General features: G+C 69.0%; 20 protein-coding genes. 11 read left to right on the top strand and 9 right to left on the bottom strand.

Features of this window, described 5'->3' with window-relative positions; genetic code table 11:
- Window positions 1–4: 4 nt before the first annotated feature.
- The 3 genes from HUW10_RS15930 to HUW10_RS15920 are packed head-to-tail and all read right to left on the bottom strand — an operon-like array spanning window position 5 to window position 3,682.
- Window positions 5–1,612, bottom strand: coding sequence for a carboxyl transferase domain-containing protein (locus HUW10_RS15930; RefSeq protein ID WP_174504373.1), 1,608 nt, complete (start codon window positions 1,610–1,612; stop codon window positions 5–7).
- A complete protein-coding gene (locus HUW10_RS15925) occupies window positions 1,554–2,432 on the bottom strand; it encodes a WecB/TagA/CpsF family glycosyltransferase (RefSeq protein WP_174504372.1) in 879 nt (292 codons plus the stop codon). The genes HUW10_RS15930 and HUW10_RS15925 overlap by 59 nt, the downstream gene beginning before the upstream one ends.
- On the bottom strand, window positions 2,429–3,682 hold the full coding sequence (locus tag HUW10_RS15920; protein WP_236656449.1) for an outer membrane beta-barrel protein: 1,254 nt from the start codon (window positions 3,680–3,682) through the stop codon (window positions 2,429–2,431). Before HUW10_RS15920 ends, HUW10_RS15925 begins: the two co-directional genes overlap by 4 nt.
- A 77-nt stretch (window positions 3,683–3,759) precedes the next feature.
- Between HUW10_RS15920 and HUW10_RS15915 the strand changes: the two genes are divergently transcribed.
- The 3 genes from HUW10_RS15915 to HUW10_RS15905 are packed head-to-tail and all read left to right on the top strand — an operon-like array spanning window position 3,760 to window position 5,910.
- Complete coding sequence (locus HUW10_RS15915) at window positions 3,760–4,689, top strand: glycosyltransferase family 2 protein (RefSeq protein ID WP_174504371.1); 930 nt, start codon at window positions 3,760–3,762, stop codon at window positions 4,687–4,689.
- The gene (locus HUW10_RS15910) at window positions 4,686–5,681 is read left to right on the top strand and encodes an acyltransferase family protein (protein ID WP_174504370.1); all 996 of its coding nucleotides are present in this window, start codon (window positions 4,686–4,688) and stop codon (window positions 5,679–5,681) included. The genes HUW10_RS15915 and HUW10_RS15910 overlap by 4 nt, the downstream gene beginning before the upstream one ends.
- A 7-nt stretch (window positions 5,682–5,688) precedes the next feature.
- Window positions 5,689–5,910, top strand: a complete 222-nt coding sequence (locus HUW10_RS15905) for a hypothetical protein (protein WP_174504369.1) — start codon at window positions 5,689–5,691, stop codon at window positions 5,908–5,910.
- On the opposite strand, the gene HUW10_RS15900 is transcribed toward HUW10_RS15905, so the two are convergent.
- Complete coding sequence (locus HUW10_RS15900) at window positions 5,868–7,289, bottom strand: hypothetical protein (RefSeq protein ID WP_236656448.1); 1,422 nt, start codon at window positions 7,287–7,289, stop codon at window positions 5,868–5,870. The genes HUW10_RS15905 and HUW10_RS15900 overlap by 43 nt on opposite strands.
- Complete coding sequence (locus HUW10_RS15895; RefSeq protein ID WP_174504368.1) at window positions 7,243–9,414, bottom strand: polysaccharide biosynthesis tyrosine autokinase; 2,172 nt, start codon at window positions 9,412–9,414, stop codon at window positions 7,243–7,245. The genes HUW10_RS15900 and HUW10_RS15895 overlap by 47 nt, the downstream gene beginning before the upstream one ends.
- Window positions 9,415–9,552: 138 nt before the next feature.
- On the opposite strand from HUW10_RS15895, the gene HUW10_RS15890 reads away from it, so the two are divergent.
- The 6 genes from HUW10_RS15890 to mltG all read left to right on the top strand — a co-directional run bounded on the left by HUW10_RS15890 (window position 9,553) and on the right by mltG (window position 14,710).
- Window positions 9,553–10,140: a polysaccharide biosynthesis/export family protein gene (locus HUW10_RS15890; protein ID WP_174504367.1), complete on the top strand. Its 588-nt coding sequence runs from the start codon at window positions 9,553–9,555 to the stop codon at window positions 10,138–10,140.
- A gap of 149 nt (window positions 10,141–10,289) precedes the next feature.
- Complete coding sequence (gene fabD / locus HUW10_RS15885; protein WP_174504366.1) at window positions 10,290–11,249, top strand: ACP S-malonyltransferase; 960 nt, start codon at window positions 10,290–10,292, stop codon at window positions 11,247–11,249.
- The gene (gene fabG / locus HUW10_RS15880; RefSeq protein WP_174504365.1) at window positions 11,239–11,988 is read left to right on the top strand and encodes a 3-oxoacyl-[acyl-carrier-protein] reductase; all 750 of its coding nucleotides are present in this window, start codon (window positions 11,239–11,241) and stop codon (window positions 11,986–11,988) included. The genes fabD and fabG overlap by 11 nt, the downstream gene beginning before the upstream one ends.
- A gap of 172 nt (window positions 11,989–12,160) precedes the next feature.
- Window positions 12,161–12,400 carry an acyl carrier protein gene (locus tag HUW10_RS15875; protein WP_007422686.1) on the top strand — a complete coding sequence of 80 codons (240 nt, stop codon included), beginning with the start codon at window positions 12,161–12,163 and terminating at the stop codon, window positions 12,398–12,400.
- A gap of 19 nt (window positions 12,401–12,419) precedes the next feature.
- Window positions 12,420–13,688: a beta-ketoacyl-ACP synthase II gene (gene fabF / locus HUW10_RS15870; RefSeq protein ID WP_174504364.1), complete on the top strand. Its 1,269-nt coding sequence runs from the start codon at window positions 12,420–12,422 to the stop codon at window positions 13,686–13,688.
- Window positions 13,689–13,705: 17 nt separating this feature from the next.
- Window positions 13,706–14,710 (top strand): endolytic transglycosylase MltG, encoded by a 1,005-nt coding sequence (gene mltG / locus HUW10_RS15865; RefSeq protein WP_174504363.1) that lies wholly within the window; start codon window positions 13,706–13,708, stop codon window positions 14,708–14,710.
- Between the two features lie 251 nt (window positions 14,711–14,961).
- On the opposite strand, the gene HUW10_RS15860 is transcribed toward mltG, so the two are convergent.
- From HUW10_RS15860 to hrcA, 4 genes are all read right to left on the bottom strand, one after another.
- Window positions 14,962–17,775, bottom strand: a complete 2,814-nt coding sequence (locus tag HUW10_RS15860) for a ribonuclease E/G (RefSeq protein ID WP_174504362.1) — start codon at window positions 17,773–17,775, stop codon at window positions 14,962–14,964.
- Window positions 17,776–18,285: 510 nt separating this feature from the next.
- Window positions 18,286–19,671 carry a glycosyltransferase family 2 protein gene (locus HUW10_RS15855; protein WP_174504361.1) on the bottom strand — a complete coding sequence of 462 codons (1,386 nt, stop codon included), beginning with the start codon at window positions 19,669–19,671 and terminating at the stop codon, window positions 18,286–18,288.
- Between the two features lie 179 nt (window positions 19,672–19,850).
- Complete coding sequence (locus HUW10_RS15850) at window positions 19,851–20,480, bottom strand: hypothetical protein (protein WP_236656447.1); 630 nt, start codon at window positions 20,478–20,480, stop codon at window positions 19,851–19,853.
- Window positions 20,477–21,580 (bottom strand): heat-inducible transcriptional repressor HrcA, encoded by a 1,104-nt coding sequence (hrcA, locus tag HUW10_RS15845; protein ID WP_174504360.1) that lies wholly within the window; start codon window positions 21,578–21,580, stop codon window positions 20,477–20,479. Before hrcA ends, HUW10_RS15850 begins: the two co-directional genes overlap by 4 nt.
- A 65-nt stretch (window positions 21,581–21,645) precedes the next feature.
- Between hrcA and rph the strand changes: the two genes are divergently transcribed.
- Both rph and rdgB read left to right on the top strand, forming a co-directional pair.
- Window positions 21,646–22,377: a ribonuclease PH gene (gene rph / locus HUW10_RS15840; RefSeq protein ID WP_174504359.1), complete on the top strand. Its 732-nt coding sequence runs from the start codon at window positions 21,646–21,648 to the stop codon at window positions 22,375–22,377.
- Window positions 22,378–22,384: 7 nt separating this feature from the next.
- Window positions 22,385–22,972: an RdgB/HAM1 family non-canonical purine NTP pyrophosphatase gene (gene rdgB / locus HUW10_RS15835; RefSeq protein ID WP_174504358.1), complete on the top strand. Its 588-nt coding sequence runs from the start codon at window positions 22,385–22,387 to the stop codon at window positions 22,970–22,972.

Genomic DNA, 22,972 nt, shown 5'->3' with positions numbered 1-22,972 from the left:
CGCATCACATCCTGAAAAGGCCGAAGCGTGTCGGCTCGATCGGCGCATTGAGCGCGGCCGAGAGGCCGAGGGCGAGGGTCATGCGGGTCTCCGCCGGATCGATCACGCCATCGTCCCACAGCCGCGCACTCGCGTAATAGGGGTGGCCCTGACGCTCGTATTGCGCCTCGATCGGGGCGCGGAAGGCCTGCTCGTCCTCGGCCGACCAGGCGCCGCCCTTGGCCTCGATATTGTCGCGCCGGAGGGTGGCCAGCACCGCGGCCGCCTGCGGCCCGCCCATCACCGAGATCCGCGCGTTCGGCCACATCCACAGGAAGCGCGGATCATAGGCGCGGCCGCACATGCCGTAATTCCCGGCGCCGAAGGAGCCGCCGATGATCACGGTGAATTTCGGCACGTTCGCGGTGGCGACGGCGGTGACGAGTTTCGCGCCATCGCGGGCGATGCCGCCGGATTCGTATTTCCGCCCGACCATGAAGCCGGTGATGTTCTGCAGAAAGACCAGCGGTATCCCCCGCTGGGCGCAAAGCTCGATGAAATGCGCGCCCTTGAGCGCGGATTCGGAGAACAGCACGCCGTTATTCGCGACGATGCCGACCGGGTAGCCCCAGATGCGGGCGAAGGCGGTCACCAGCGTCGTGCCGTAGCGGGCCTTGAACTCGTCGAATTCGCCGGCATCGACGATGAGCCGGATCACCTCGCGCACATCGTAGGGCGTGCGCGGATCGGCCGGGATTGCGCCATAGATCGTATCCGGCGCACCCACCGGCGGGCGGGGCGGCAGGAGGTCCATCTGCGCTGGCTTGCGGGTGTTGAGCCCGGCGATGATCCGCCGGGCGATGCCGAGGGCGTGCGCGTCCGACTCGGCGAAATGATCGGCGACGCCGGAGACCCTCGTATGGACATCCGCACCGCCCAGCGCCTCGGCGGTGACGACCTCGCCGGTCGCCGCCTTGACCAGCGGCGGGCCGCCGAGAAAGATCGTGCCCTGCTCGCGGACGATGATGCTCTCATCGGCCATCGCCGGCACATAGGCGCCGCCCGCCGTGCAGGAGCCCATTACCACCGCGATCTGCGCGATCCCCGCCGCCGACATCTGCGCCTGGTTGTAGAAGATGCGGCCGAAATGCTCGCGGTCGGGGAAGACCTCGTCCTGGTTGGGCAGGTTGGCGCCGCCGGAATCGACGAGATAGACACAGGGCAGCCGGTTCTGCATCGCGATCGCCTGGGCGCGGAGATGCTTCCTGACCGTGATCGGGTAGTAGGTGCCGCCCTTCACCGTCGCGTCGTTGACGACGATCACGCATTCCCGCCCCGATACGCGGCCGATCCCGGTGATGATGCCGCCGGCCGGCACCGGCTCGTCATACATGCCGTGGCCGGCGAACTGGGAGAATTCGAGAAAGGGCGAGGCCGGGTCGATCAGGGTGCGGATGCGCTCGCGCGGCAGCAGCTTGCCCCGCGCCAGATGCCGCTCGCGCGCCGCTTCACCGCCGCCTTCGCGGATGGCCTCCACCTTGTCGCGCAGATCCTCGACCAGCCGGCGCATCGCCTCATGATTCGCCCGGAACGCGGCGCTGCGCGGATCGAGGGACGAGCGGAACGCCGTCATGCGACAGCCTGCCTGAACATTGCGCCTCCATCCCGTTGATTATGCGTTCGTCTATCGCGCAACTGCCGGGCCGCGGCAAGGCGGGGCGGCGGAACTCGCGCGCGAGTGCGAGCAGGACCGGCGGCCCGTCGATCAGATATCGTCGTGCGAGACGCGCCGGCTCGCACAGCAGCCGCCACGCCCATTCCAGCCCCGCCGCACGCAGCGGCGCCGGCGCGCGGCGCAGCACCCCGGCGAGAAAAAGCGGCGCGGCGCCGACGCATAACCCGATGCCGACGGCGCGGCCGCGCCGGCGCACCGCCCGCGCCAGCACCTCCTGCCGCGGCGAGCCGACGGCGAGGATCGTGCAATCCGCCCGCGCGCGCTCGATGAACGCCACCACCGCGCCGAGGGCGGCGGCGTCGTGCTCGAAGCCGCGCGGCGGTTCGTGATGGGTGAAATCGATGCCCGGACAGCGCGCCGCGAAGGCGCCCATCGCCGCCGCATCAAGCCCTGCCACGGCCACGCGCGCGCCGCGCGCGGCGAGCGCCGGCATGATGGCCGCAAGCAAGTCCGCCCCGGTGACCACCGGCGGCGGGGCCACCCCGCACAAGCGGGCGAGACCGGCAACCACGCGCGAATCCAGCAGGCAGAGCGCGGCCTCGTCATAGGCGGCGCGCAATGCCTGCTGCCGCCGCAGCCGGCCGAGATGATCGACGTTCGGGGTCACGACATAGCCGAAGGGTCGCTGCCGGTCCCAGCCCAGCACGAGATCGCGCGCGGCGTCCGGACCGGGGGCATCGAACCGCAGGCCGAACGGGGCGAAGGGCGCGCCGCTCACGGCGTCCAGACCAGGGACAGCGTCAGCGACAGCTGGCGCGACGCGGCACCGGGCAGGTTGTGACGGCCGGCGAGGCGAAACGACGGGCGGAGCGACAGGGCGCGCGAAAGCCGCCATCGCGCGCCGGCGGCAAGGTCGATCTCGGCGGCGGCATGGCCGGCGATCCGGCCCTGGCGTGCGGCGACGTCGAGCGTGAGCAGCAGGGAGCGCGAATAGGACCCGGCAAGGCCGAGACGCTCCGTGGTCAGCATGCTGCCGGGGCTGCCGAAGCCCGCATCCTGGCCGGCGCGGCGCGAGAGATCGAGAGCGACGGCGATGAGGTCATCCGGCGTCCATTCCACCGCGACATCGCCGATCGCGGCGATGCCGGAGGCCGGCCCGCCAGCCCCGTATCGCGTCCGCTCGGCGCCGGCGATGACGCGCAGGCGCCAGATCGCCCGCGGGTCCGTCACGATCCCGGCCAGCGCATCGAGGCTGGAACTGTCGGCAACGATGCCGCCGGGGACGCTGCCGGGATAGCGTACGGTGCCGGCGCGCAGCATCAGCAGCGCGCGCAGCGGCGCCGGTGCCGCATTTTCCAGCCGCAGTTCCGCGCGCAGCCCCTGGCGGCTGCGAAACCCGGTCGCCGCGGCGGCGGTGCCGCTCACCCGTTCGCCATCGAACGCGATGCTTCCGGCGGCGTCGAGCGCGCCGAGGCCGAGCCTGAGCCCGGCCCGGGCGGAATCGGTGGTGACATCGAGCGGCGCGGCACCGCCATCCGCGGCGAGGCCGAGCGCCGTCTCCGCCGCATCGACATGGGCGACGCCGAGCGTCAGCCGGTCGGGGCCGAAGGGCAGCGCGAGGCCGAGCGCCGTGGTCAGCCGGTTGGCATTGGCAGCGGGATCGCGGGCATAGCGGTCGAGGGTGACGGCGGCGAAACCGGCAAGCCCGAGATCCTGGTCGAGCAGCCGGATTTCCGGCCGCAGGCTGGCGGTTGCGGTGGCGGGCGCGCCGGAAGCGGGCGCCGTGTCCAGCCCCGCGGCGGTCGTGAGGCGGGGAAAAATTTCCAGCCCCGCCGCCGCGAGCGGGGCAACCGGCACCGGCAGATCGCCACGGTAGAGCCGGGACCGGGCCGAGACGCCCGGCGCCGTGCCGAAGCCCGGCACCGACATTGGCAACAGGCTGCCGAGCCCGCCCGCGTGCGCCGCCCGGGCGGGCAGAGAGGCGAGCAATGCTGCGGCCGCGAGGCAGGAGAAATGCCGATATCGCATCAATTAAATTGCAATTACTGGTCAATTAGGTTCAGATATACACAACCTTTAATTGCATGTCGCGGAAAAACGAACCCATGCGCCACGAAGCCGCCGGTCCCGCCCGCCTCAGCATCGCGATTTGCAGCCATAATCGTGGTCGCCAGACCGAACGCTGCCTCGCCGCCCTGGCCCCACTGCCGGAGACAGTTGAGGCAATCGTGATCGATTCCGGTTCGGCGCCGGACCAGGCCGAGACGATCCGCGCGGCAGCGACACAGCACGGCGCGCGGCACCTGCGGCTGCCAACACCCGGGCTGAGCGAGGCGCGCAACGCCGCCCTCGCCTCCGCGCGCGGCGACTGGATCGCCTATCTCGACGACGATGCGACGCCCTGGCCGGACTGGTGTGCGGTGTTGCTGCGCACGATCGCCGCCGATCCCGATCTCGCGGCGACCGGCGGGCTGATCCTGCCGCAATGGCAGGCGCAACTGCCGGGCTGGTGGCCGCCGGCGCTGCGCGCCGTGCTGACCATCATCGACCCGCCTTGCACGGACGAGAGTACCGCGGGGCTCGACCCCTACGGCGCCAACATCGCCTTCCGGCGCGAGGTTCTCACCCGCCTCGGCGGATTTCCCACCTGCCTCGGCCGGCGCGGCCGGCTGATGATCTCGAACGAGGAGACCTACGTGCTGCGCCGGCTGCGGCAGAGCGGGCTGAGCGTGCGCTTCACCCCCGATCTCGTCGTGTATCACGAGATCGACCGCGCCCGGCTCAACCCGGTCTGGCTGGTCGGCCGGCAATACTGGTCGGGCGTGTCAGAGGCGGTGATGCTCGGCGCCCTGGGCGAGAAGCGGCTTCACCGGGCGGCGCGCTTCCTGCTGCACGCGCTGCTGCTCGCCCCACTCGGGCTGTTGCCGGCAGGAAGCACCGCCCAGATCGGCCTGCGGTGCAAGGCTGCCTATGCGCGGGGCTTCCTGCGGGGCACGCTGGGCGAGGGCCGCGCCATCGACACCGCCCTGCCGTGAGCCGGCGGGCGGATATCGACCGCGCCAAGGGGCTGGCGATCGTTCTCGTTGTCTTTGGCCACATCGTGGCGCGGCAGGAGCCGTCGCATGTGGTGTGGTACCCGGCGCTGCGTCGCGCGATCTATGGCTTTCACATGCCGTTCTTCTTCTACCTGAGCGGGCTGGTCGCCTGGCTGGCGGGCCACGCGACGGCGCCGCCCGCGCGCTGGCCGGCGCTGTTCGGCGCGCGGGTGCGGCGCCTGCTGATCCCCTTCGGCGTCATGGCGTTCGTCATCACCGCGGGAAAGCTCGCCGCCGCGCGCTTCATCCATGTCGACAACATGCCGGGCGGCCTGGTCGCCGGGCTTGCCGACGTGCTGTGGCGACCGCTGGCAAGCCCGGCCTATTCGCTCTGGTATCTGGCAACGCTGTTCCTGCTCAGCGTGGCGACGCCGCCGCTGTTCGCCGCCTGCGGCCGCCGCCTCTGGCCGGTGATCGGGGTGTTCGCGGCGGTCCAGCTCGCCCCCCTGCCCTGGCATCTCTATCTGGCCGAGGCCGGGCGCTATGCGATTTTCTTCGGCGCGGGCCTTGCCGCCGGAGCGCTGGGCGATCGCTGGACGGGATGGATCGACCGCTGGCGCTGGTCGCTGCTCGCGGTGTTCGCGGCCGGCTGCACGGCCATCGCGGCCGATGGCGGCGCGCTGCCGTTCAACCTGCGGCTGCTCGGGCTCGGGCTTGCGGCCATCCCGGCGCTTCATGCGCTGGTAAGGATTCCATGCCTATCATCCGTCCGCATTGTCGAAACGATCGGGCGGAATTCCCTGATGATTTATCTTTTCAACACCATTTTCATCGGCCTCGCCAAGGGGCTCCTGCTGCTGGTCACGGGCTGGAACGGCGCGCGATTCCTCCCGTTCGCCGCAACGCTGATGAGCGCCGGGCTGATCGGCCCGATCCTGCTCAAGCAAAGGGTTCTGCGCGCCATACCCGTGCTCGACCGGATGACCGAGTGATGCGGCCATGGCCGCGCCAGACCATTCGGCCCCGCTCGGCCGGTTTCTCGACGCGCTGCCGCGTGAGCTCGCGGTCAGTTTTTCCGACGCCCAGCTCCGCGCGATCGAGCTGCATTTCGGGATGCGCCATCGCCCGACCCACATGATCGACTGGCGGCGCCGGCTCGGCTTCGGCCGGCTGAGACTCTATTTCGTGCTGCTGGTCGGGCGGGACCGGCACCCGGCCTGAACCTGCCGCAGCACCAGCCAGCCGGAGAGCACCGCAAGCCAGACAACCCGGCTCTGGTAGCGGGCATGGGGGCCGGAGAGCGCGCCCGTCACCGCCGCGTTGCCCGCCAGCGCGAGCAGGACGATCCAGCAGAGCAAACCCAGCGATCGCGCCGCCTCGCCGATGTCGCGGCGTGAAACGGCGAAGAGCGTGAACAGCGCGAACAGCGCGGTCGCCGCCATGCCGCCAGCGGCGAGCAGGCGCATGAGCGCGGCAAGGAAAGGCGGGACGACCATTCGCCCGCGCGCCTGGCGGCTGGCGACATAGCTTTCATAGGCCGGGCGCGGCAGGTCGCGCCGGATCGTTTGCCAGGCGGTCGCATACCAGGGGCGCAGGCCGCTGCCCGGCGCGAAGGTGACGAGTTGCAGGGCAAAATCCCGCCCCGCCGCGCGCAGCACGGCGCGCGGATGCGAGGCGAGCGTCCGGTCGACGATCGCATCCGTCTGCGCGACAAGACGGCGCGGACCGCCGGCGCGGTAGAGCGGACTGTCGGCCCGCCAGAGAAACGCATCGGCGGTGCGCGGCATGTCGTCGCGATAGGCGCAGAGCGCCCAGCCCGCGCGCGGACAATCGGCCGCAAGCGTCGCGCGCGCCGGCCCGTTCTCGATCAGCCGGGCGAGGAGGAAGGTCGCGCCATAGGGCGAGGGCGAGGGGCTGCCGCGCGCCAGCGTGTTGACCGCCGTCAGGCATGCAACGCCGAGCAGGAACGGCAGCAGCAGCACCCGCCAGCGGACCCGGTGGCGCAGACAGCGCAGCGGCAGGACCGCAAGGCAGAGCCCGGCATAGATCGGCATGTTGCTCAGATGCACGACGATCGCGGCGCCGATCGCCAGCGCGTGGCCGGCACCCGCGGTCTTCGCGGCGGGATCGAGCACGAGGCCGGCGAAGGCGAGCACCATCAGCGGCGTGAAGATGTCCGGCATCACTTGCGACGCGGTCCAGGACAGCGAGGTTCCGGCGGCAAGGCCCGCGAGCAGCACGCCGGTTTCGAGCGCGCCGGCGGCGGGCGCGAGCTGGCGATGGATGGCGCGGACCAGCCAGGCGGCGGCCAGCGCCTGCACGATGATCACCGGCCAGAGCGACCGCCCCAGCCCGGCGACGATCACCAGCAGGCTGTAGAATGGCGGCCGATCCCAGCCGAGATGCAGCTCGAGAACCTGCGAGATATAGGTTCCGGTATCCGAGAAGATCAGCGGATATCCGTTTTCCAGCGCCGGCCAGAGCAGCATGAGCGCCCCGCCCCCGCACAGCAGGAGGTCCGCCCGCCGGGCGGTGCGCGTCCGGCCTTGGGCGTCAGGAGCGGAAATAGCCGCCATAGCGCGGATGATAGAGCTCGGCATCGGGAAATCCGGAGCGGGCGTGGCGCGCGCCGTCGACCCGGGTGAGCACCGCGCCCTGGATACGCAGCCCCGGCTGTGCCAGCAGCGCCATCGCCGCCGTCACGGTCCGCCGGGGGGTCTGCCCCCAGCGGATGCACAGCAGCACGGCCGCGGCGGCGCGGGCGAGCACCTGCGCCTCGGCCAGGGCGAAGACCGGCGGGAGGTCGAGGATCACGAGGTCGTAGCGCCGGTGAAGTTCGTCCATCAGAAGACCGAGCCGGTCGGACATGAACAAGGCCAGCGCCTCGCGCGGCACCGCCCCGGCCGGCATGACGTCGGGAACGGCGTCGTCATCCTCGATGGCGGGGCGGTGGATCGCCGCCTCCAGCGCAACGCGCCCGGCGAGATGGTCGGTCAGGCCGGGAAGGCCGCCAAGGCCAAAGACCATGTCGAGGCTCGGCTGGCGGATATCGCAGTCGATCAGCAGGATGCGCGCCCCGCTGGCCGCCATCGAGAGGGCGAGGCTGACGGAAAGCGTCGTCTTGCCCTCGCCCGGCCGCGCCGCCGTGATCGCGAGGCTGCGCGGCGCGCCTTGCGCCAGCCAGAGGCCGGTGCGCAGGGCCCGGATCTGTTCGGCGAAGGCGGAAAACGGATACCGGCGGGCATAGTCGGGCACCGCGAGGCCGCGCCGCGTCCGCCGCGCGATCTCGGGCACCAGCGCCATGCAGGGCAGGCCCAGCGCCTCGCGCACCTGCCCGCCGGATCGGAAACTGCCGTTCAGCGAATCCGCCGCCAGCGCCGCCAGCAGGCCGAGGCAGAGGCCGAGCAGGACCGCGCCGGACAGGATGGCCACGCCGCGCGGGCCGCTCGCGTGCAGCGGCGGCATGGCGGGGGTGATGATCCGCGCGCTCGGCCGCGTCAGGGCCCTGCGGCTTTCGAGCGCGCCGATCTGCTCGGTCTCCGCGCGCAGCAAGCTGCTCTCGGCCTCGCGCTGCTCTTCGAGGCGCGCGAGGGGTGCTGCCACCACCGCCTGCGCCGCCGCCTTGCCGCGCACGCGGGCAATGGCAGATTGGAGACTGGCGACGCGCGCCGCATCGGCGGCGGCGCGCATCCGGTCCGCGGCCACGAACCGCCCGATTTCCGCCCCGATCTGTCCGCGCAGCGCCGCGAGCGCCCGGGCGGCGGCGCGATATTCGGGATTGTTCGGCCCCTCGGTGCTGGCGAGCGCGCGCAGCCTTGCCGCGAGATCGGCAGCACGCGCGCGCATCGGCCCGATCTCCGGCGCCACTTCGGCGGCGGTGGCGGCCTCGCTGCTCCCCTGCAATGCCACGAGCCGGGCCCGCGCCGCCGCGAGATCGGCCTGGGCGGCGGCGAGGCTGGCGGTGAGCTGTCCCGCCTGCTCATGGGTCAGCGACGCCGTGCCGGCCCCGCGCTCGGTGCCGCTGTGCGCGCGCTCCAGCGCGATCGCGACATCGAGCGATTCGAGGCGGGATGAAGTCGCCCGCGCCCGCCGCCGCAACCAGAGCCGCGCCCGGTGCAGCACTTGCAGCCGGTCACTCCGCTCGCGGTCGAGATAGGCGGCCATGGCGGCGTTCACCGCCCGGGCAGCGCGGCGCGGGTCGTGGCCGGTGTAGGAGACGTCGATCAGTTGCGAACTTGCAGGGATTTCGATGCGGAACCGGGCGGCCAGGTCATCGTCGAGGGCGGCTGGGGCGACCGGCCGGGACGCAAGGCGGGAAGACGCAAGGCCGGGGCCGAACCAGCGCCGCAGCATGGACGGAAAGCCCGGCTCCGGGGCGCGCGGCGGATGCGGGCCGGCGCCGATCCGGCGGAGGACGTGCCGCATCACCTGCGGACTTTTCAGGATGGCGACCTGGCTTGCCATCAGCATGTCGGTCACCGGCGCCGTCTCGACCACGTCCCGCAGCAGCTTCTGATTGAAACCGATCGGGTCGTAGAGCAGCACGCCGGTCGCAGTATAGACCGGCGTCATGCGCCATAGCGCAATCAACGACAGCAGCGGCAGGCCCAGGGCGACCAGGGCCGCCAGCCGCCAGTGCCGGCGGACGGCACGCAGCGCGTCGAGCGGATCATCCGGGGCTCTTGCCGGCCGGGCGCGGCCTTGCGGGTCTGCCGCGGCGCTCATCTCTGGGACTGGCCTGTCATCGGGAAGCCTCATCCATTGTTGCAAAGCGAGCGCGCGCCTGTGCATTCTCGCAGGCAATCCAGCATTATCTATTTAAAGTTGTATTATGAATATCAAATCATTTCAAGGTTGAATATCATGCCGGAATTTCGCCGCGTCACCCGCCGCCGCCTGCTTGCCACCGCGCTGGGCGGGATCGTCGTCCCGGCCCTGTCCGGCTGCGCGGCATGGACGCGCCTGCCGGAACTGCCGACGACGACGGCCGACGTCTACCGGCTTGGCCCGGGAGACCGGCTGCGGGTGATCGTGTTCGGCCAGCCGCAGCTCACCGCGACATATGACGTCGATGCCTCGGGCATGATCGAACTGCCGCTTGCCGGGCCGGTGCGCGCGGCAGGGCGGAGCACGGCGATGCTGGGCCACGCCATCGCGCAAACGCTGGTCGCGCGCGGCATCCTGCGCCATCCCGCCGTCGCGGTGGAGGTGCGGCACTACCGGCCATTCTCGATCCTGGGCGAGGTGAACCGGCCCGACCAGTATCCGTTCGAGCCCGGCATGACCGTGCTTGCCGCGGTCTCGCGCGCGGGCGGCTTCACCTATCGGGCGGTGGAATCGCAGGTCGGCGTGATCCGGATGACCGGCGGCGTGCCGCATGACTATCGCGCGCCGGTTTCGGCGCTGGTAGCACCGGGCGACGTGATACGGGTGTTCCAGCGACATTTCTGAACAATCGTGCCTGCCAGCGGATTACGAAAGATTGACTTGCGCGCGCCCTGCATCTACCCCGCGCCAGCGTCAGAGCACGCGATTGCGGGATATTCAGGGCCGGCAGGGCCATGCCGACCGCGTCGCCGGGACGACAGGAGAAACGGAATATGGCGGTGAACGCCTTCATCTTTCCAGGACAGGGCAGCCAGGCCGTGGGCATGGGGCGCGACCTGGCTGCCGCCTTCGCGCCGGCGCGCGAGGTATTCCAGGAAGTGGACGAGGTTCTCAAGCAGAAGCTCTCCCGGCTGATGTTCGAGGGCCCGGCTGAGGAACTCACCCTCACCGAGAACGCCCAGCCCGCCCTCATGGCGATGTCGATGGCGGTGCTGCGCTGCCTTGAGAAGGAAGCCGGCATTGTGCTCGGCAATCGCGCGGCGGTGGTCGCCGGCCATTCGCTCGGCGAATATTCGGCACTCGCGGCCGCCGGCACGTTCGGGATCGCCGATGCCGCGCGCCTGCTGCGCATTCGTGGCACCGCGATGCAGCAGGCGGTGCCGCCCGGCGAGGGCGCCATGGCGGCGCTCCTCGGCGTCGAGCGCGACGCTGCCGAGCAGATCTGCGCCGCGGCGGCCGAAGGGCCGGAGGGGCGGCAGGTCGTCTCGGTCGCGAATGACAATGGCGGCGGCCAGGTGGTGATTTCCGGCGCCGCCGCGGCGGTCGACCGGGCCATCGAGATCGCCCGCGCGCAGGGCATCAAGCGCGCCCTGAAGCTGCCGGTTTCGGCGCCGTTTCACTGCGCGCTGATGGCCCCCGCCGCCGAGACGATGCGCGAGGCGCTGGCCGGCGTGACCCTGAGGGCGCCGGTCGTTCCGCTGATCGCCAATGTCACCGCGGCGAAGGTCACCGACCCGGCGGAGATCGCCGCACGGCTGGTCGAGCAGGTGACCGCGCCGGTCCGCTGGCGCGAATCGGTCGGCACGATGACGGGCCTCGGCGTCACCCGCTTCGTCGAACTCGGCGCGGGCAAGGTGCTCTCCGGTCTTGCGCGGCGCATCGCCCCCGATGCCGAGGCCATGTCCTGCGGCACGCCGGCCGAACTCGAGGAGCTCGTCAAACATGTCGGCTGATCTTTTCTCGCTGGCCGGACGCACCGCTCTCGTCACCGGCGCCTCGGGCGGCATCGGCGCCGCCATCGCGCGCACGCTGCACGGGCTGGGTGCCGCTGTCGCACTCTCCGGCACCCGCGAATCCGCCCTGGCCGCGCTCGCGGCCGAGCTTGGCGAGCGCGCTCATGTCTGCCCCGCCGACCTCTCCGACCCCAAGGCGGCGGAGGCGCTGATCGGCGCCGCCGAATCGGCGCTAGGGCACATCGACATCCTGGTGAACAATGCCGGCCTGACCCGCGACGGCCTCGTGCTGCGCATGTCCGACGAGGCCTGGAACCAGGTGATGGATGTCGATCTCGCCGCCCCGTTCCGCCTGTCGCGCGCGGTGATGAAGGGCATGATGCGCCGGCGCGCCGGGCGCATCATCAATATCGGCAGCATCGTCGGCAGCACCGGCAATCCCGGCCAGGTCAACTATGCCGCGGCCAAGGCCGGGCTGATCGGGATGACGAAATCGATGGCGCAGGAAGTCGCCTCGCGCAACATCACCGTCAATCTCGTGGCGCCGGGCTTCATCGAAACCGCGATGACGGATGCGCTGAGCGAGGCGCAGCGTGGCGCACTGGCCGAAAAGATCCCGCTCGGCCGCCTCGGCAGGCCGCAGGACGTCGCCGCCGCCGTGGCCTATCTGGCGTCGGATGCCGCCGCCTGGGTCACCGGTGCAATCATGCATGTGAACGGTGGCATGGCCATGATCTGAGCTGCGGTTGGCGCGACCGGGCGAACCATGCTAAGCGCGCCGGACTTTGGCAATGATCGTGGAGCCGGCCTCGTGCGCCACGAATATTGCGTGTTATCCATACGACCGGAGGCGGGATGGTCGATGCCGCCGGTACATATCGCCCAACGATCTCTACAGGAGCATGAATTCGATGAGTGAAGTCGCCGAAAAAGTGAAGAAGATTGTCGTCGAGCACCTCGGCGTGGACGAGGCAAAGGTGACGCCGGAAGCCTCCTTCATCGACGATCTGGGCGCTGACAGCCTCGATACGGTCGAGCTGGTCATGGCTTTCGAGGAAGCCTTCGGTGTGGAGATCCCCGAGGACGCGGCCGAGAAGATCGGCACCGTCAAGGACGCGATCGACTACATCGAAAAGAAGAAAGCCGAATAAGTCAGGTGTCGGACGGAACATGAGCATGCGTCGGGTCGTGGTGACAGGCATGGGGATCGCGAGCCCTCTGGGCGTCGGGGTCGAGCATGTCTGGCGGCGTTTGATTGCCGGGGAATCGGGCATCGGTCCGATAACCAGGTTCGACCCGGCGGATCTGCCCTGCAAGGTCGCGGGCGAACTGCCCGCGGGGTCGCGGGCGGATGGCGGGTTCGATCTCAACGAGTGGATCCCGCCGAAAGAGCAGAAGAAGATGGATCGCTTCATCCATCTCGGGATGGCGGCATCCGTCGAGGCGATGGAAGATTCCGGCTGGACCCCCGCGACGGACGAGGACAGCTATGCCGCTGGCGTGATGATCGGCTCCGGTATCGGCGGGCTGCAGACCATCTACGATGCTTCGATCATGGTTCATGAAGGCCGGGCGCGCCGCCTGTCGCCCTTCTTCATTCCGTCCGCCCTGGTCAACCTCGTCTCCGGCCATGTCTCGATCCGGTTCGGTCTGAAGGGGCCGAACCATTCCGCCGTCACCGCCTGCGCCACCGGGGTTCACGCGGTTGGCGACGCGGCGCGGCTGATCGCCCTCGGCGATGCCGACATCATGCTCGCCGGCGGCGCCGAAGGGGCGGTCTGCGAGATCGGGATTGCCGGGTTCTGCGCCTCCCGCGCGCTGTCCACCGCCTTCAACGACAACCCCAAGGCCGCGTCCCGCCCGTGGGACAAGGATCGCGACGGGTTCGTGATGGGCGAAGGCGCGGGTGTGCTGTTCCTCGAGGAATACGAGCACGCCAAGAAGCGCGGCGCCAAGATCTACGCCGAGATCGCCGGCTACGGCATGTCCGGCGATGCGCATCACATCACCGCCCCCGCTCCGCATCACGACGGCGCGTTCCGCGCGATGAAGGCGGCGCTGAAATCGGGCGGGCTCACTGCCGCCGATGTCGACTACATCAATGCCCATGGCACATCGACGCCGATGGGCGACGATCTGGAACTCGAAGCGGTCGAGAACCTGTTCGGCGATGCGGCGCGGAACGTGGCAATGTCGTCCACCAAATCGGCGACCGGCCATCTGCTCGGTGCTGCCGGCGCGGTCGAGGCGATCTTCTCCATCCTCGCGTTGCGCGATGGCGTCGCCCCGCCGACCCTCAACCTCGACGAGCCGAGCCGCGCCAGCGTGATCGACCGCGTGGCCCACACAGCACAGCAGCGCAAGATCGATATCGTGCTATCCAACAGCTTCGGCTTCGGCGGCACCAACGCATCGATCCTGTTCCGCAAGCCTGGCTGAGCCAGGCTTTCCTTCGCATGCGCGGCCCGTGGCGCCTGATCCTTCTGCTGCTCACCGTGCTGGTGTTGCTGCAGATGGGCAGAATGGCGGCCAGTCAGCTCTATGACGGCCCGGGCCCGCTGCCTGTCACTTCCGACATTTTTATCCCCCCCGGCGGCACGCATCAGGTGGCGAGGCTGCTGGCGCGCGAGAAGGCCATACGCTCGGCGCGATTATTCGAGATCGCCGCCTTTCTGACACGCGGCCAGGGCCCCATCCGTTCCGGCGATTTCCGCTTTACCGATCATGCCAGCCTGCGCGCCGTGCTGCACACGCTGCGCTTCGCACCGGAAATCCAGTTCAAGGCGACGATTCCCGAGGGGCTGACATCGGCTCGGATCGCGGCGATCCTGAACGCCCTGCCGCACGCAACCGGCCAGGTGTCGCCGCCGCCCGAAGGCAGCGTGCTGCCGCAAACCTACGACTATACCTATGGCACGGCGCGCGCTGCCATCGTCGCACGCATGCAGGCGGCGATGCAGGCGGCGCTGGTAAAGGAATGGGCCACCCGCGCGCCCGGCCTGCCGGTGGCGACGAAACGGCAGGCGCTGATCCTTGCCTCGATCGTGCAGCTTGAAACGCCGCTTGCCGCCGAGTTGCCGAAAATCGCCGGGGTCTATGAGAACCGGCTGGCCAGGGGAATGAAGCTGCAGGCCGACCCCACGGTGATCTACGCCGTGACCAAGGGGGCTGCGACCGCCCTTCCCCACCGGGTCGATGAGCGGGATCTCGCCACGGCAAGCCCCTACAACACCTATCGCCACAAGGGACTGCCGCCCGGCCCGATCTGCGCGCCAGGACTTGCCGCGATCAGCGCCGTGCTGCATCCGGCGACGACCGACGCGCTTTATTTCGTTGCAACTGGCACCGGCGGGCATGTCTTCGCGCGCACCTTCGCGGAGCAGCGCAGGAATATCGCTCGCTACGACGCCGTCAGGTCGAAACGCAATTCCGCACCCGGCACCGCACCAGGCGTGAAATAAGGCCGGCTCCCCTGGAGCACGTTCCGATCCTAGAGCATCATCCGATCAGATGGAATCATCTGATCGGATAAAGATGCTCTATTTATCAATATGATAGAGCACTACATCCGATCCGAAAGGATCGGAAAGTGCTCTAAGGGATCGGATACAGCGCTCTATCTTTTTGATAACCAGAGCATCATCCGATCAGATGGGATTCATCTGATCGGATAAGGATGCTCTGGTTGGGGAGCCGGCCGGTTTCGGCGTGGTCAGGCCGGGCGTTTCCACCAGCCGCGCTTGCGCTGGGCGGGTGCGGCTTCGCTGGCGCCGATCACGACCGGCTGGACCGCCGGGCCGCGCGGCGCCTCGGCTGCCTGATCGGCGGCCATTGCTGCCTCAGGTGCGGGCGCCTCGGGTGCGGCGAGGGCGAGACCGTTTTCCGCCGCAGCAGCGGCTTCGGTTCCGGCGCTGGGCTCGGATGAAGCGGTTTCCGCTGCACTCGTGGCACGGGTCCGCCGGGGCCGGCGGGCGGGTTTCGGCGCGGCGGCTTCAGCCCTCTCCGCCGCTTCGAAAATATCCGCGATGTCGGTGAAGACCGGCTCCTGTGGCTCGGGGGATGCGGCCTCCTTCGCCTTTGTGCGGCGGGGACGCGGCGTCTTTGCCGGGGTGCGGGTGGCGGCGGCGCGGCGCTTCGGCTTCGCCTGCGGCTCGGCCGACGCTGCGGCCTCTTCCGGGAGCGATTCCACCACATTCGCCGAAGCTGGGATTGCGGCTTCGGGTTCCGCTTCCGGCTCGGGCGCGGAGGCCTGTGCCGACTCCGCCACGGTTGCCTGTGCGTTTTCCTGTGCGTTTTTGGGCGCGGCTTCTTGATCGCTCTCCGACACAGGCGCTGGCATGGTTTCGGTCATGGTTTCGGTCATGGTTTCGGGCACGGCATCCCGCATCGCCCGGCGCCGGCCCCGGTCCTGGCCCAGCGTCTCGTCAAGCCGCACGGCGAATTCAGCCGGCATCTCGGTCATGTCCGGCTGTTCGGCGCCGGGCAGCACGGGCTGCTCCTCGCGCCGCCCGCCACGGCGGCGGCGGCGGCGACGGCGGCGGCGCTCGCCATCGTCCGCTGCGGCCTTGCCGGCGGCGTCGGCGACCGGCGCCTCGGCCTCATCGCCCTGATCCGGCGCCTCGGCCTCGGCCTCAACCTCCTCGGTCTCGACGACCGGCGCGCTTTGTGCGGCGACCGGCGCTTCCTGCGGCCGCGATGCGGCGTGCGTCCTCACCTTCTCGATCTTGAAGGTGGCAGGTACCGTGCCATCGGCCACGAAGGCGACCTGCATGCCGAAGCGCGCCTCGATGGCGGCCAGCTGGGCGCGCTTGTGGTTGAAGATATAGAGCGCGACATCCGGTGTGAGGTGCACCAGCAGCTCGGCGGCGCGGCCGGCCGCCTCGTCCTCGATCGCGCGCAGTACCGCCAGCGCCGTGCTCGCCGTGCTGCGGACATGGCCGACACCCTGGCAATGCGGGCACGGGATCAGCATGGTCTCGGCCAGCGACGGCCGGAGCCGCTGGCGGCTCATCTCCAGCAGGCCGAAATGGCTGATGCTGCCGACCTGGATGCGCGCGCGGTCGTTCTTCAGCGCATCCTTCAGCCGGCGCTCGACCATCGCATTGTGCTTGCGGGTCTCCATGTCGATGAAATCGACGACGATCAGCCCTGCAAGGTCGCGCAGGCGCAGCTGCCGCGCCACTTCGTCGGCCGCTTCCAGATTGGTGCGCAGCGCGGTATCCTCGATATTGCGCTCGCGCGTCGACCGCCCGGAGTTCACGTCGATCGCGACCAGCGCCTCGGTCTGGTTGATGACCAGATAGCCGCCCGATTTGAGCTGCACCGTCGGCTGGAACATCTGATCGAGCATCTGCTCGACATTGTGGCGGGCGAAGAGCGGCTGCCGCTCGCTCCATTGCTGAACCTTCTTCACATGCGTCGGCATCAGCATCCGCATGAAATCGCGCGCGGAGCGGAAGCCCTCCTCGCCCTCGATCAGCACCTGGTCCACATCGCGGGTATAGACGTCGCGGATGGTCCGCTTGATCAGCGAGGCTTCCTCATACACCAGCGCGGGTGCGATCGAGGCCAGGGTGCGCTCGCGGATATCGTCCCACAGCCGCAGCAGGTATTCGCCATCGCGCTTGATTTCCGGCTTCGGCCGGTTGGCGCCCGCGGTACGGACGATCATGCCCATGCCATGGGGCACGTCCAGCTCGGACACCGCTTCCTTGAGCCGCCGGCGATCCGCCAGCGAGGTGATCTTGCGCGAAACGCCGCCGCCATTGGGCGAATTCGGCATCAGCACGGAAAAACGGCCGGCCAGCGAAATGTAGGTCGTCAGCGCGGCGCCCTTCGAGCCGCGCTCCTCCTTGACCACCTGCACCAGAATGATCTGGCGGCGATGGATCACTTCCTGGATCTTGTAGGAACGCAGGGCGCGGGCACGCCGGCGCTCCCGCGCCTCTTCCGCGCCGTCGACCCCGTCATCACCGCCGATCTGCTCGGGGGCGGCGGCATCGGTGGCGACGCCTTCGGTCGGCTCGGCCGGCTCGGCGTCCTGCATGTCTGCGGAACCGGCGTCCTGCGGCTGCGGCGCGGCCTCTTCGGTATCGCCGGATGCGGTTTCGGTATCGTCACCTGCTGAAGCGGGCGGCGCATCGGCGATCGGGATTTCGGTGACCTGGGGCGGGCGGCCGGTTTCGAGTGCCGCCTCCCGCGCATCCTCGGCCTCCTCGGCCTCGACGCGGCGGCGGGCCTCCTCGGCTTCGAGTTCGAGCAGCTTCTGCCGGTCGGCAACGGGGATCTGGTAATAATCGGGGTGGATTTCGGCGAAGGCGAGGAAGCCGTGCCGGTTGCCGCCATATTCGACGAAGGCGGCCTGCAGGCTGGGCTCTACGCGAATGACCTTGGCAAGATAGATATTGCCCTTGATCTGCTTCTTGTCGGCGGTTTCGATATCGAAGTCATCGAGGCGGTTGTTGTCCAACACCACCACGCGGGTTTCCTCCGCGTGGCTGGCGTCGATGAGCATGGTCTTGGTCATTTGGGGAAAAACTCCTGCGCGCCGGCGGCGGGACCGTGGGGTCACCTGCCTGCGGGCGCGGATGTTGGGGCAAGATTGTTCGAAACATGGTCAAGGACTGGTGCGCTGGCCGCATGAAGCGCCGGATGGACAGGCGCTGCTTGAGAATTGTGCGACGGAAAGCGCGGTCATCGGTCCTTGTCTCGTAGGCTGGCTGCGACATGCCCGCAGCCTGGCCGAGTCGGTTCGGCGCATTACGGCCCGCTGTCGCGACCCGGCCGGCGCCCGTTTATCAGTGGATGAGGGACCACGCAGTTTTTCGCACCGCGGATCAACCCATTGATTCTCTCTCAATGGCGCAAAGCCGGGTTCATGGCAAGGGTTGTTTCCGAACCGGCCGAAACCGGGCCCGACCGGCCAGCCAACCCTGCCTTGTCCGGGGAGACGGCCTCCAGCATCCCTGCCCATCGCGTTCGCGCCCGATCCGCGATGTGCCAGCCATCCGCAATCACGCCGAAACCACCCCCGATTTCAGGGATGGGAGGCCAGCGGCAGCGCCTCGCCATACACCTCCACCTGATCAAGGTGCAGGTAATTCTTCTCCAACAGGCGAATCCGCACGAAGCGGCCAGGGATGGGGATCGCGGGCGCGAAGACCAGCGGCTGGCCATCGGCGCCGCCGAACGGGGCTTCGCTCTCGCGGCGGAACACCTCGATGAGGCGGTCCGGATCGAAGCCGATATCGATGGCGAGCCGGTTCGCCCGCGCAGCGATGGCCGGCAACTCCATGCGGTTGAACAGCTTGACCGCGCTGATGCCGTGAACCGCGCCGAGATCGACCCGCCACCACGGGACATCGTCGAGATCGGTGTGGAATTTGCCCCGGCCATCGATCACGCCGTTCAGCGCCCGGATCGCATCGGCTTCGGGTGACGACCCCGCCGACCAGGCCGAGATCGAGCTTTGGGTCGCGACCTTCCCCCGGCTCGCCGGCAGGCCGGGCTGGCCGGTCACCGGGATGGTCGTGGCACGGGCCTTGCCGAGCAGATCCGGCCAGAAATGCGCGAGCGAGCGGTCCTCGATCTCGTGAAGACCAGCCAGAAACGAAGCGAAACCAGCACCGGCGGCGAGGTCGCTCCAGATGGTCTGGTCGCCGAACGCGCCGCCGAGGCCGCGCTTCGCCCGTTCGACAAAGGCGGTTTCCGTGCGGAATGCGTAGTGATGGACCATCGCCGTGGCGAGCAGGGCGGCGCTGCGGCCCGGATCGTTGGCGAATGCCGCAGACGCCTCGGGAAACCCTTCGTAATAGCGCGACATGTCCTCGCCGATCGCATTCACAACCCGAACAGGACCGTCGACATGGCTGATCGGGCTGTGCCAGAAGCCATTCCCTGTCGCGACGTCGTGCAGTTGCGATCCCGTCAGCACATCCGCCCGGGCCACATATTTTGTGAACGGGTGAATGATCTTCTGGCGACGCGTGTAGTCGCCGAGAATGCTGCCTCCTGGCGCGTCCCGATGCCCGTTCGGCCCGAAAAAGATCCAGTTGAACAGCACGCAATCCGCCGGCGCGCCGATACCGCCGACGAACTGCCCGATCGTCAGGCCGGGCGGCAGGCGCAGAAATTCATCGATGTCGAAGAAGCCGACCCATTCGGTCAGGTCCCGGTCGTGCCGCAGGAAGTGACTGTACATCCGCAATTGCTCGCCCTGCACCGGATAATGCCGGAAGGTGACGAACGGATCATTGCCCAGAACGAACGGCAGACACGTGCCGTAGAGTTCCCTTGGATCGTCGTCGTTGCAGTAGAGGAACACATGATCGAAGCCGATCGATCGGTAGTAGTTCAGCCACTCGACGATGAATGGCGACTCCCAGCGCGCACAGGCGACAACGGAAAATCTGTATCTTGCCATGTTGGATCAAACATTTTTGAAATAAAAACGAGAGTAATGAAAATAACGGGCGAAGAAATCGTATCCTGTCGCAGTTTGGAACGCTTTCAGATCCGTTCGGATCGGATGTCGTGCTCTACCATATTTGGAAACAGAGCATCTTTATTCGATCATATGACTCCATCTGATCGGGTGATGCTCTATTGTCCGAGCAACCCCGCCAGCATCGATGGCGGCAGGGTGACCTGCGAATAGCCGGCGGGCGGCGCGAAATCGCTCGCCGGTTGCGGGGCAAGGCGCAAGGACAGCGCCTCGACGCTCACATGCCCGTGTGTGTCGCCACCCGCGGCGGCGAGGGCGAAGCCATCCGGTGTCAGGCAGGCGGTGCCCGAGGCGTTGCGCCGCAGGACGAGGTAGCGGGTGCAGCGCATTCCGGCGATGGTTGCCGGCCCCAGCGGGGTGAAATGCGCGCCCTGCATCGCCATCACCCGCGCCATGGCGCCGGCAACGCCAGGAACGTTCACCAGCGCGTGCATCTGCGTCAGCACGAGCTGGGCCCGCCCGTCGTGAAGGTCGAGCAGGACGGTCATCGGCATCGGCGTGCCGGACAGGCTGGTCGCTCGCACCAGGCCGTCAGCCGCATCGAACCGCACCGCCCAGGTCTGCTCGGGGCGGCCGGGCTGGCTCACCCGATAGACCGCGCGCGCATCGCGCACGGGGATGACGCGCGGCGCTGCCTGTGCGAGGGCCGGCAGGAGTAGCAGCCCGAAAGCCGCCGCCGCATTGCGCTTGAAGCCGCCACGCGGCAGCCGTTTCCCAATTCGCCTCATCCCAGCAGCCTCCCGATCACCCGCGCGGTATAGTCCACCACCGGGATGATGCGCCCATAATTGATCCGCGTCGGCCCGATCACGCCGATCGCACCCACGATGCGGTCGTCGCGCGAGCGCGCCGGGGCGACGACCATCGACATGCCGGAGGCGCCGAACAGCCCGCTTTCGGCGCCGATGAAGATGCGCACACCGTCGGACCGCTCGGCGAGATCGAGTAGCTTCAGCATCGTCTCCTGCGCTTCCAGACGCTCGAAGAGCTGCTGGACGGAGGCGAGTTTTTCCAGTTGGTCGACATCGGCAAGCAGCCGCGCCTGGCCGCGCACGATCAGCGAGCCGCCCCTGCCCTCGGCCGACCAGGTCGCGAGACCGGCCTCGACGATACCGGCGGCGAGATCGTCCAGCGCCGAGCGGTCGGCCTTCATGTCATCGGCGACGCGAACCCGCAATTCGCCAAGCGACAGGCCGGAGAGCTGGGCATTGAGGTAGTTGCTCGCCTCCTGCAGCGTCGAGGGCGGCACGCCGGGCGGCGTTTCGATCACCCGGTTCTCGACCTGGCCATCCGCCGAGACGAGCACGACGAGGGCGCGGCCGGAACTCAGCGGCACGAATTCGATATGCTTCACCGCCCCTTCCGATTTCGGCGCCAGCACGATCCCCGCCGCCTGCGACAGGCCCGAGAGCAGGGCAGAGGCCTCGGTCAGCGTGTCCTGGATCGACCGGCCGGACTGGGCGAGCGCGGCCTCGATCCGCTCGCGCTCCTCGTCCGACAATTCGCCGAAATGCAGCAACCCGTCGACGAACAGGCGCAAGCCGCGCTCGGTGGGCAGTCGTCCGGCCGAGATGTGCGGCGAGAACAGCAGCCCGGCATCGGTCAGGTCCGCCATCACGTTGCGGATCGTCGCCGGCGACAGGCCCATCGGCAGCAGGCGCGAGAGCGTGCGGCTGCCCACCGGCTCGCCGGTCTCGACATATTGTTCAACGATTTCGCGCAGCACCGCGGCGGAGCGTTCATCGAGCCCCGGCGGCAGGCGCATCGGCCCGATCGCCGGCTTCGGCCGACCGGTGCGGGCGGAGGAACGCTTGGATGTCTGGTCCATGGCGCCAGAGTCGGGTATCGCGGGGCGAAAATCAAGCGACACGTTTTTCCGACAGGAGTGGACCGATGCCCGAAATCAAGAGACCGAGCGGCCGCGCGGCCGATGCGCTGCGCCAGGTGGAGATCGTCACCGGCTTCTCCCACCATGCCGAAGGCTCGGCACTGATCCGCATGGGCGGCACCGAGGTGCTGTGCGCGGCGAGCGTGGAGGGCCGGGTGCCGGGCTTCCTGCGCGGTGCCGGCCAGGGCTGGGTGACGGCGGAATACGGCATGCTGCCGCGCGCGACCCACACCCGCGGCGACCGCGAGGCGGCGCGTGGCAAGCAATCCGGCCGCACGCAGGAAATCCAGCGGCTGATCGGCCGCTCGCTGCGCGCGGTGATCGACCGCACGGCGCTGGGCGAGATGACCATCACCCTCGATTGCGACGTGCTGAACGCCGATGGCGGCACACGCTGTGCCGCGATCACCGGCGCCTGGGTCGCGCTCGCGCTGGCGATCCGCAAGCTGCACAAGGCGAACGTGATCGGGACCGACCCGCTGATTGGCCAGGTTGCGGCGGTGTCCTGCGGTGTGTTCGGGGGCGTGCCGGTGCTCGACCTCGATTACGCCGAGGATTCCAATGCCGAGGCGGATGCCAATTTCGTCCTCACCGGCACGGGCGGCATCGTCGAGATCCAGGCGACCGCCGAGCGCGCCACCTTCGAGGAGGCAACCTTCGGCACCCTGCTCGGCCTTGCCCGCAAGGGCACCGCAGAACTCTTCGCGGCCCAGCGCGCGGCCCTCGATGCGGCCTGAGGCGGCCATGCGGCTCGAACGCGGCCAGCGTGTGGTGATCGCCACCCACAATGCGGGCAAACTCGCCGAATTCGCCCTGCTGCTGGCCCCGCACGGGCTCGATTGTGCATCCTCCGGCGCGCTCGGCCTGCCTGAGCCGGCGGAGGATGCGCCGGATTTCGCCGGCAATGCGCGGATCAAGGCGCTGGCGGCGGCAAAAGCGAGCGGCCTGCCGGCGATCGCGGATGATTCCGGGCTGGAGGTCGCGTCCCTCGGCGGTGCGCCAGGCGTGCGCTCGGCGCGATTTGCGCAGGAGGCGGGCGGCTATGAAGCGGCGATGGCGAACATCATCGCCGCCAGCCGGGCGGATGACCGCGCCGCCTTCGCCGCCGCGATTTGCCTCGCGACACCGGAAGGGCGGACCTTCACCTATCTCGGCTGGTGCCGCGGGCGCATCGCCCCGGCACCGCGCGGCGCCGGCGGGTTCGGCTATGACCCGGTTTTCGTGCCGCTCGGCGAGACGCGTAGCTTCGCCGAACTCGACAAGGCCGAGAAATCGGCGATCAGCCACCGCTACCGGGCGCTGCGGCAGTTCGCCGCAGCGCATCTCGGTTGA

Origin of the sequence: Acidiphilium sp. C61, from assembly GCF_905116885.1 — a bacterium.
GTDB lineage: Bacteria > Pseudomonadota > Alphaproteobacteria > Acetobacterales > Acetobacteraceae > Acidiphilium.
This window is presented reverse-complemented; position numbering and strand designations above follow the sequence as displayed.

Bases quoted from the DNA above. Each gene is read 5' to 3' on its own strand.
- HUW10_RS15860 (WP_174504362.1), bottom strand. From the start codon at position 17,775: ATGACCAAGACCATGCTCATCGACGCCAGCCACGCGGAGGAAACCCGC.
- HUW10_RS15850 (WP_236656447.1), bottom strand. From the start codon at position 20,480: ATGAGGCGAATTGGGAAACGGCTGCCGCGTGGCGGCTTCAAGCGCAAT.
- hrcA (WP_174504360.1), bottom strand. From the start codon at position 21,580: ATGGACCAGACATCCAAGCGTTCCTCCGCCCGCACCGGTCGGCCGAAG.
- HUW10_RS15905 (WP_174504369.1), top strand. From the start codon at position 5,689: ATGGCCGCGCCAGACCATTCGGCCCCGCTCGGCCGGTTTCTCGACGCG.
- fabG (WP_174504365.1), top strand. From the start codon at position 11,239: ATGTCGGCTGATCTTTTCTCGCTGGCCGGACGCACCGCTCTCGTCACC.
- rdgB (WP_174504358.1), top strand. From the start codon at position 22,385: ATGCGGCTCGAACGCGGCCAGCGTGTGGTGATCGCCACCCACAATGCG.
- HUW10_RS15895 (WP_174504368.1), bottom strand. From the start codon at position 9,414: ATGAGCGCCGCGGCAGACCCGCAAGGCCGCGCCCGGCCGGCAAGAGCC.
- HUW10_RS15920 (WP_236656449.1), bottom strand. From the start codon at position 3,682: ATGCGATATCGGCATTTCTCCTGCCTCGCGGCCGCAGCATTGCTCGCC.
- fabD (WP_174504366.1), top strand. From the start codon at position 10,290: ATGGCGGTGAACGCCTTCATCTTTCCAGGACAGGGCAGCCAGGCCGTG.
- HUW10_RS15930 (WP_174504373.1), bottom strand. From the start codon at position 1,612: ATGACGGCGTTCCGCTCGTCCCTCGATCCGCGCAGCGCCGCGTTCCGG.
- HUW10_RS15900 (WP_236656448.1), bottom strand. From the start codon at position 7,289: ATGCCGAGCTCTATCATCCGCGCTATGGCGGCTATTTCCGCTCCTGAC.
- HUW10_RS15855 (WP_174504361.1), bottom strand. From the start codon at position 19,671: ATGGCAAGATACAGATTTTCCGTTGTCGCCTGTGCGCGCTGGGAGTCG.
- HUW10_RS15875 (WP_007422686.1), top strand. From the start codon at position 12,161: ATGAGTGAAGTCGCCGAAAAAGTGAAGAAGATTGTCGTCGAGCACCTC.
- HUW10_RS15890 (WP_174504367.1), top strand. From the start codon at position 9,553: ATGCCGGAATTTCGCCGCGTCACCCGCCGCCGCCTGCTTGCCACCGCG.
- fabF (WP_174504364.1), top strand. From the start codon at position 12,420: ATGAGCATGCGTCGGGTCGTGGTGACAGGCATGGGGATCGCGAGCCCT.
- mltG (WP_174504363.1), top strand. From the start codon at position 13,706: ATGCGCGGCCCGTGGCGCCTGATCCTTCTGCTGCTCACCGTGCTGGTG.
- HUW10_RS15915 (WP_174504371.1), top strand. From the start codon at position 3,760: ATGCGCCACGAAGCCGCCGGTCCCGCCCGCCTCAGCATCGCGATTTGC.
- rph (WP_174504359.1), top strand. From the start codon at position 21,646: ATGCCCGAAATCAAGAGACCGAGCGGCCGCGCGGCCGATGCGCTGCGC.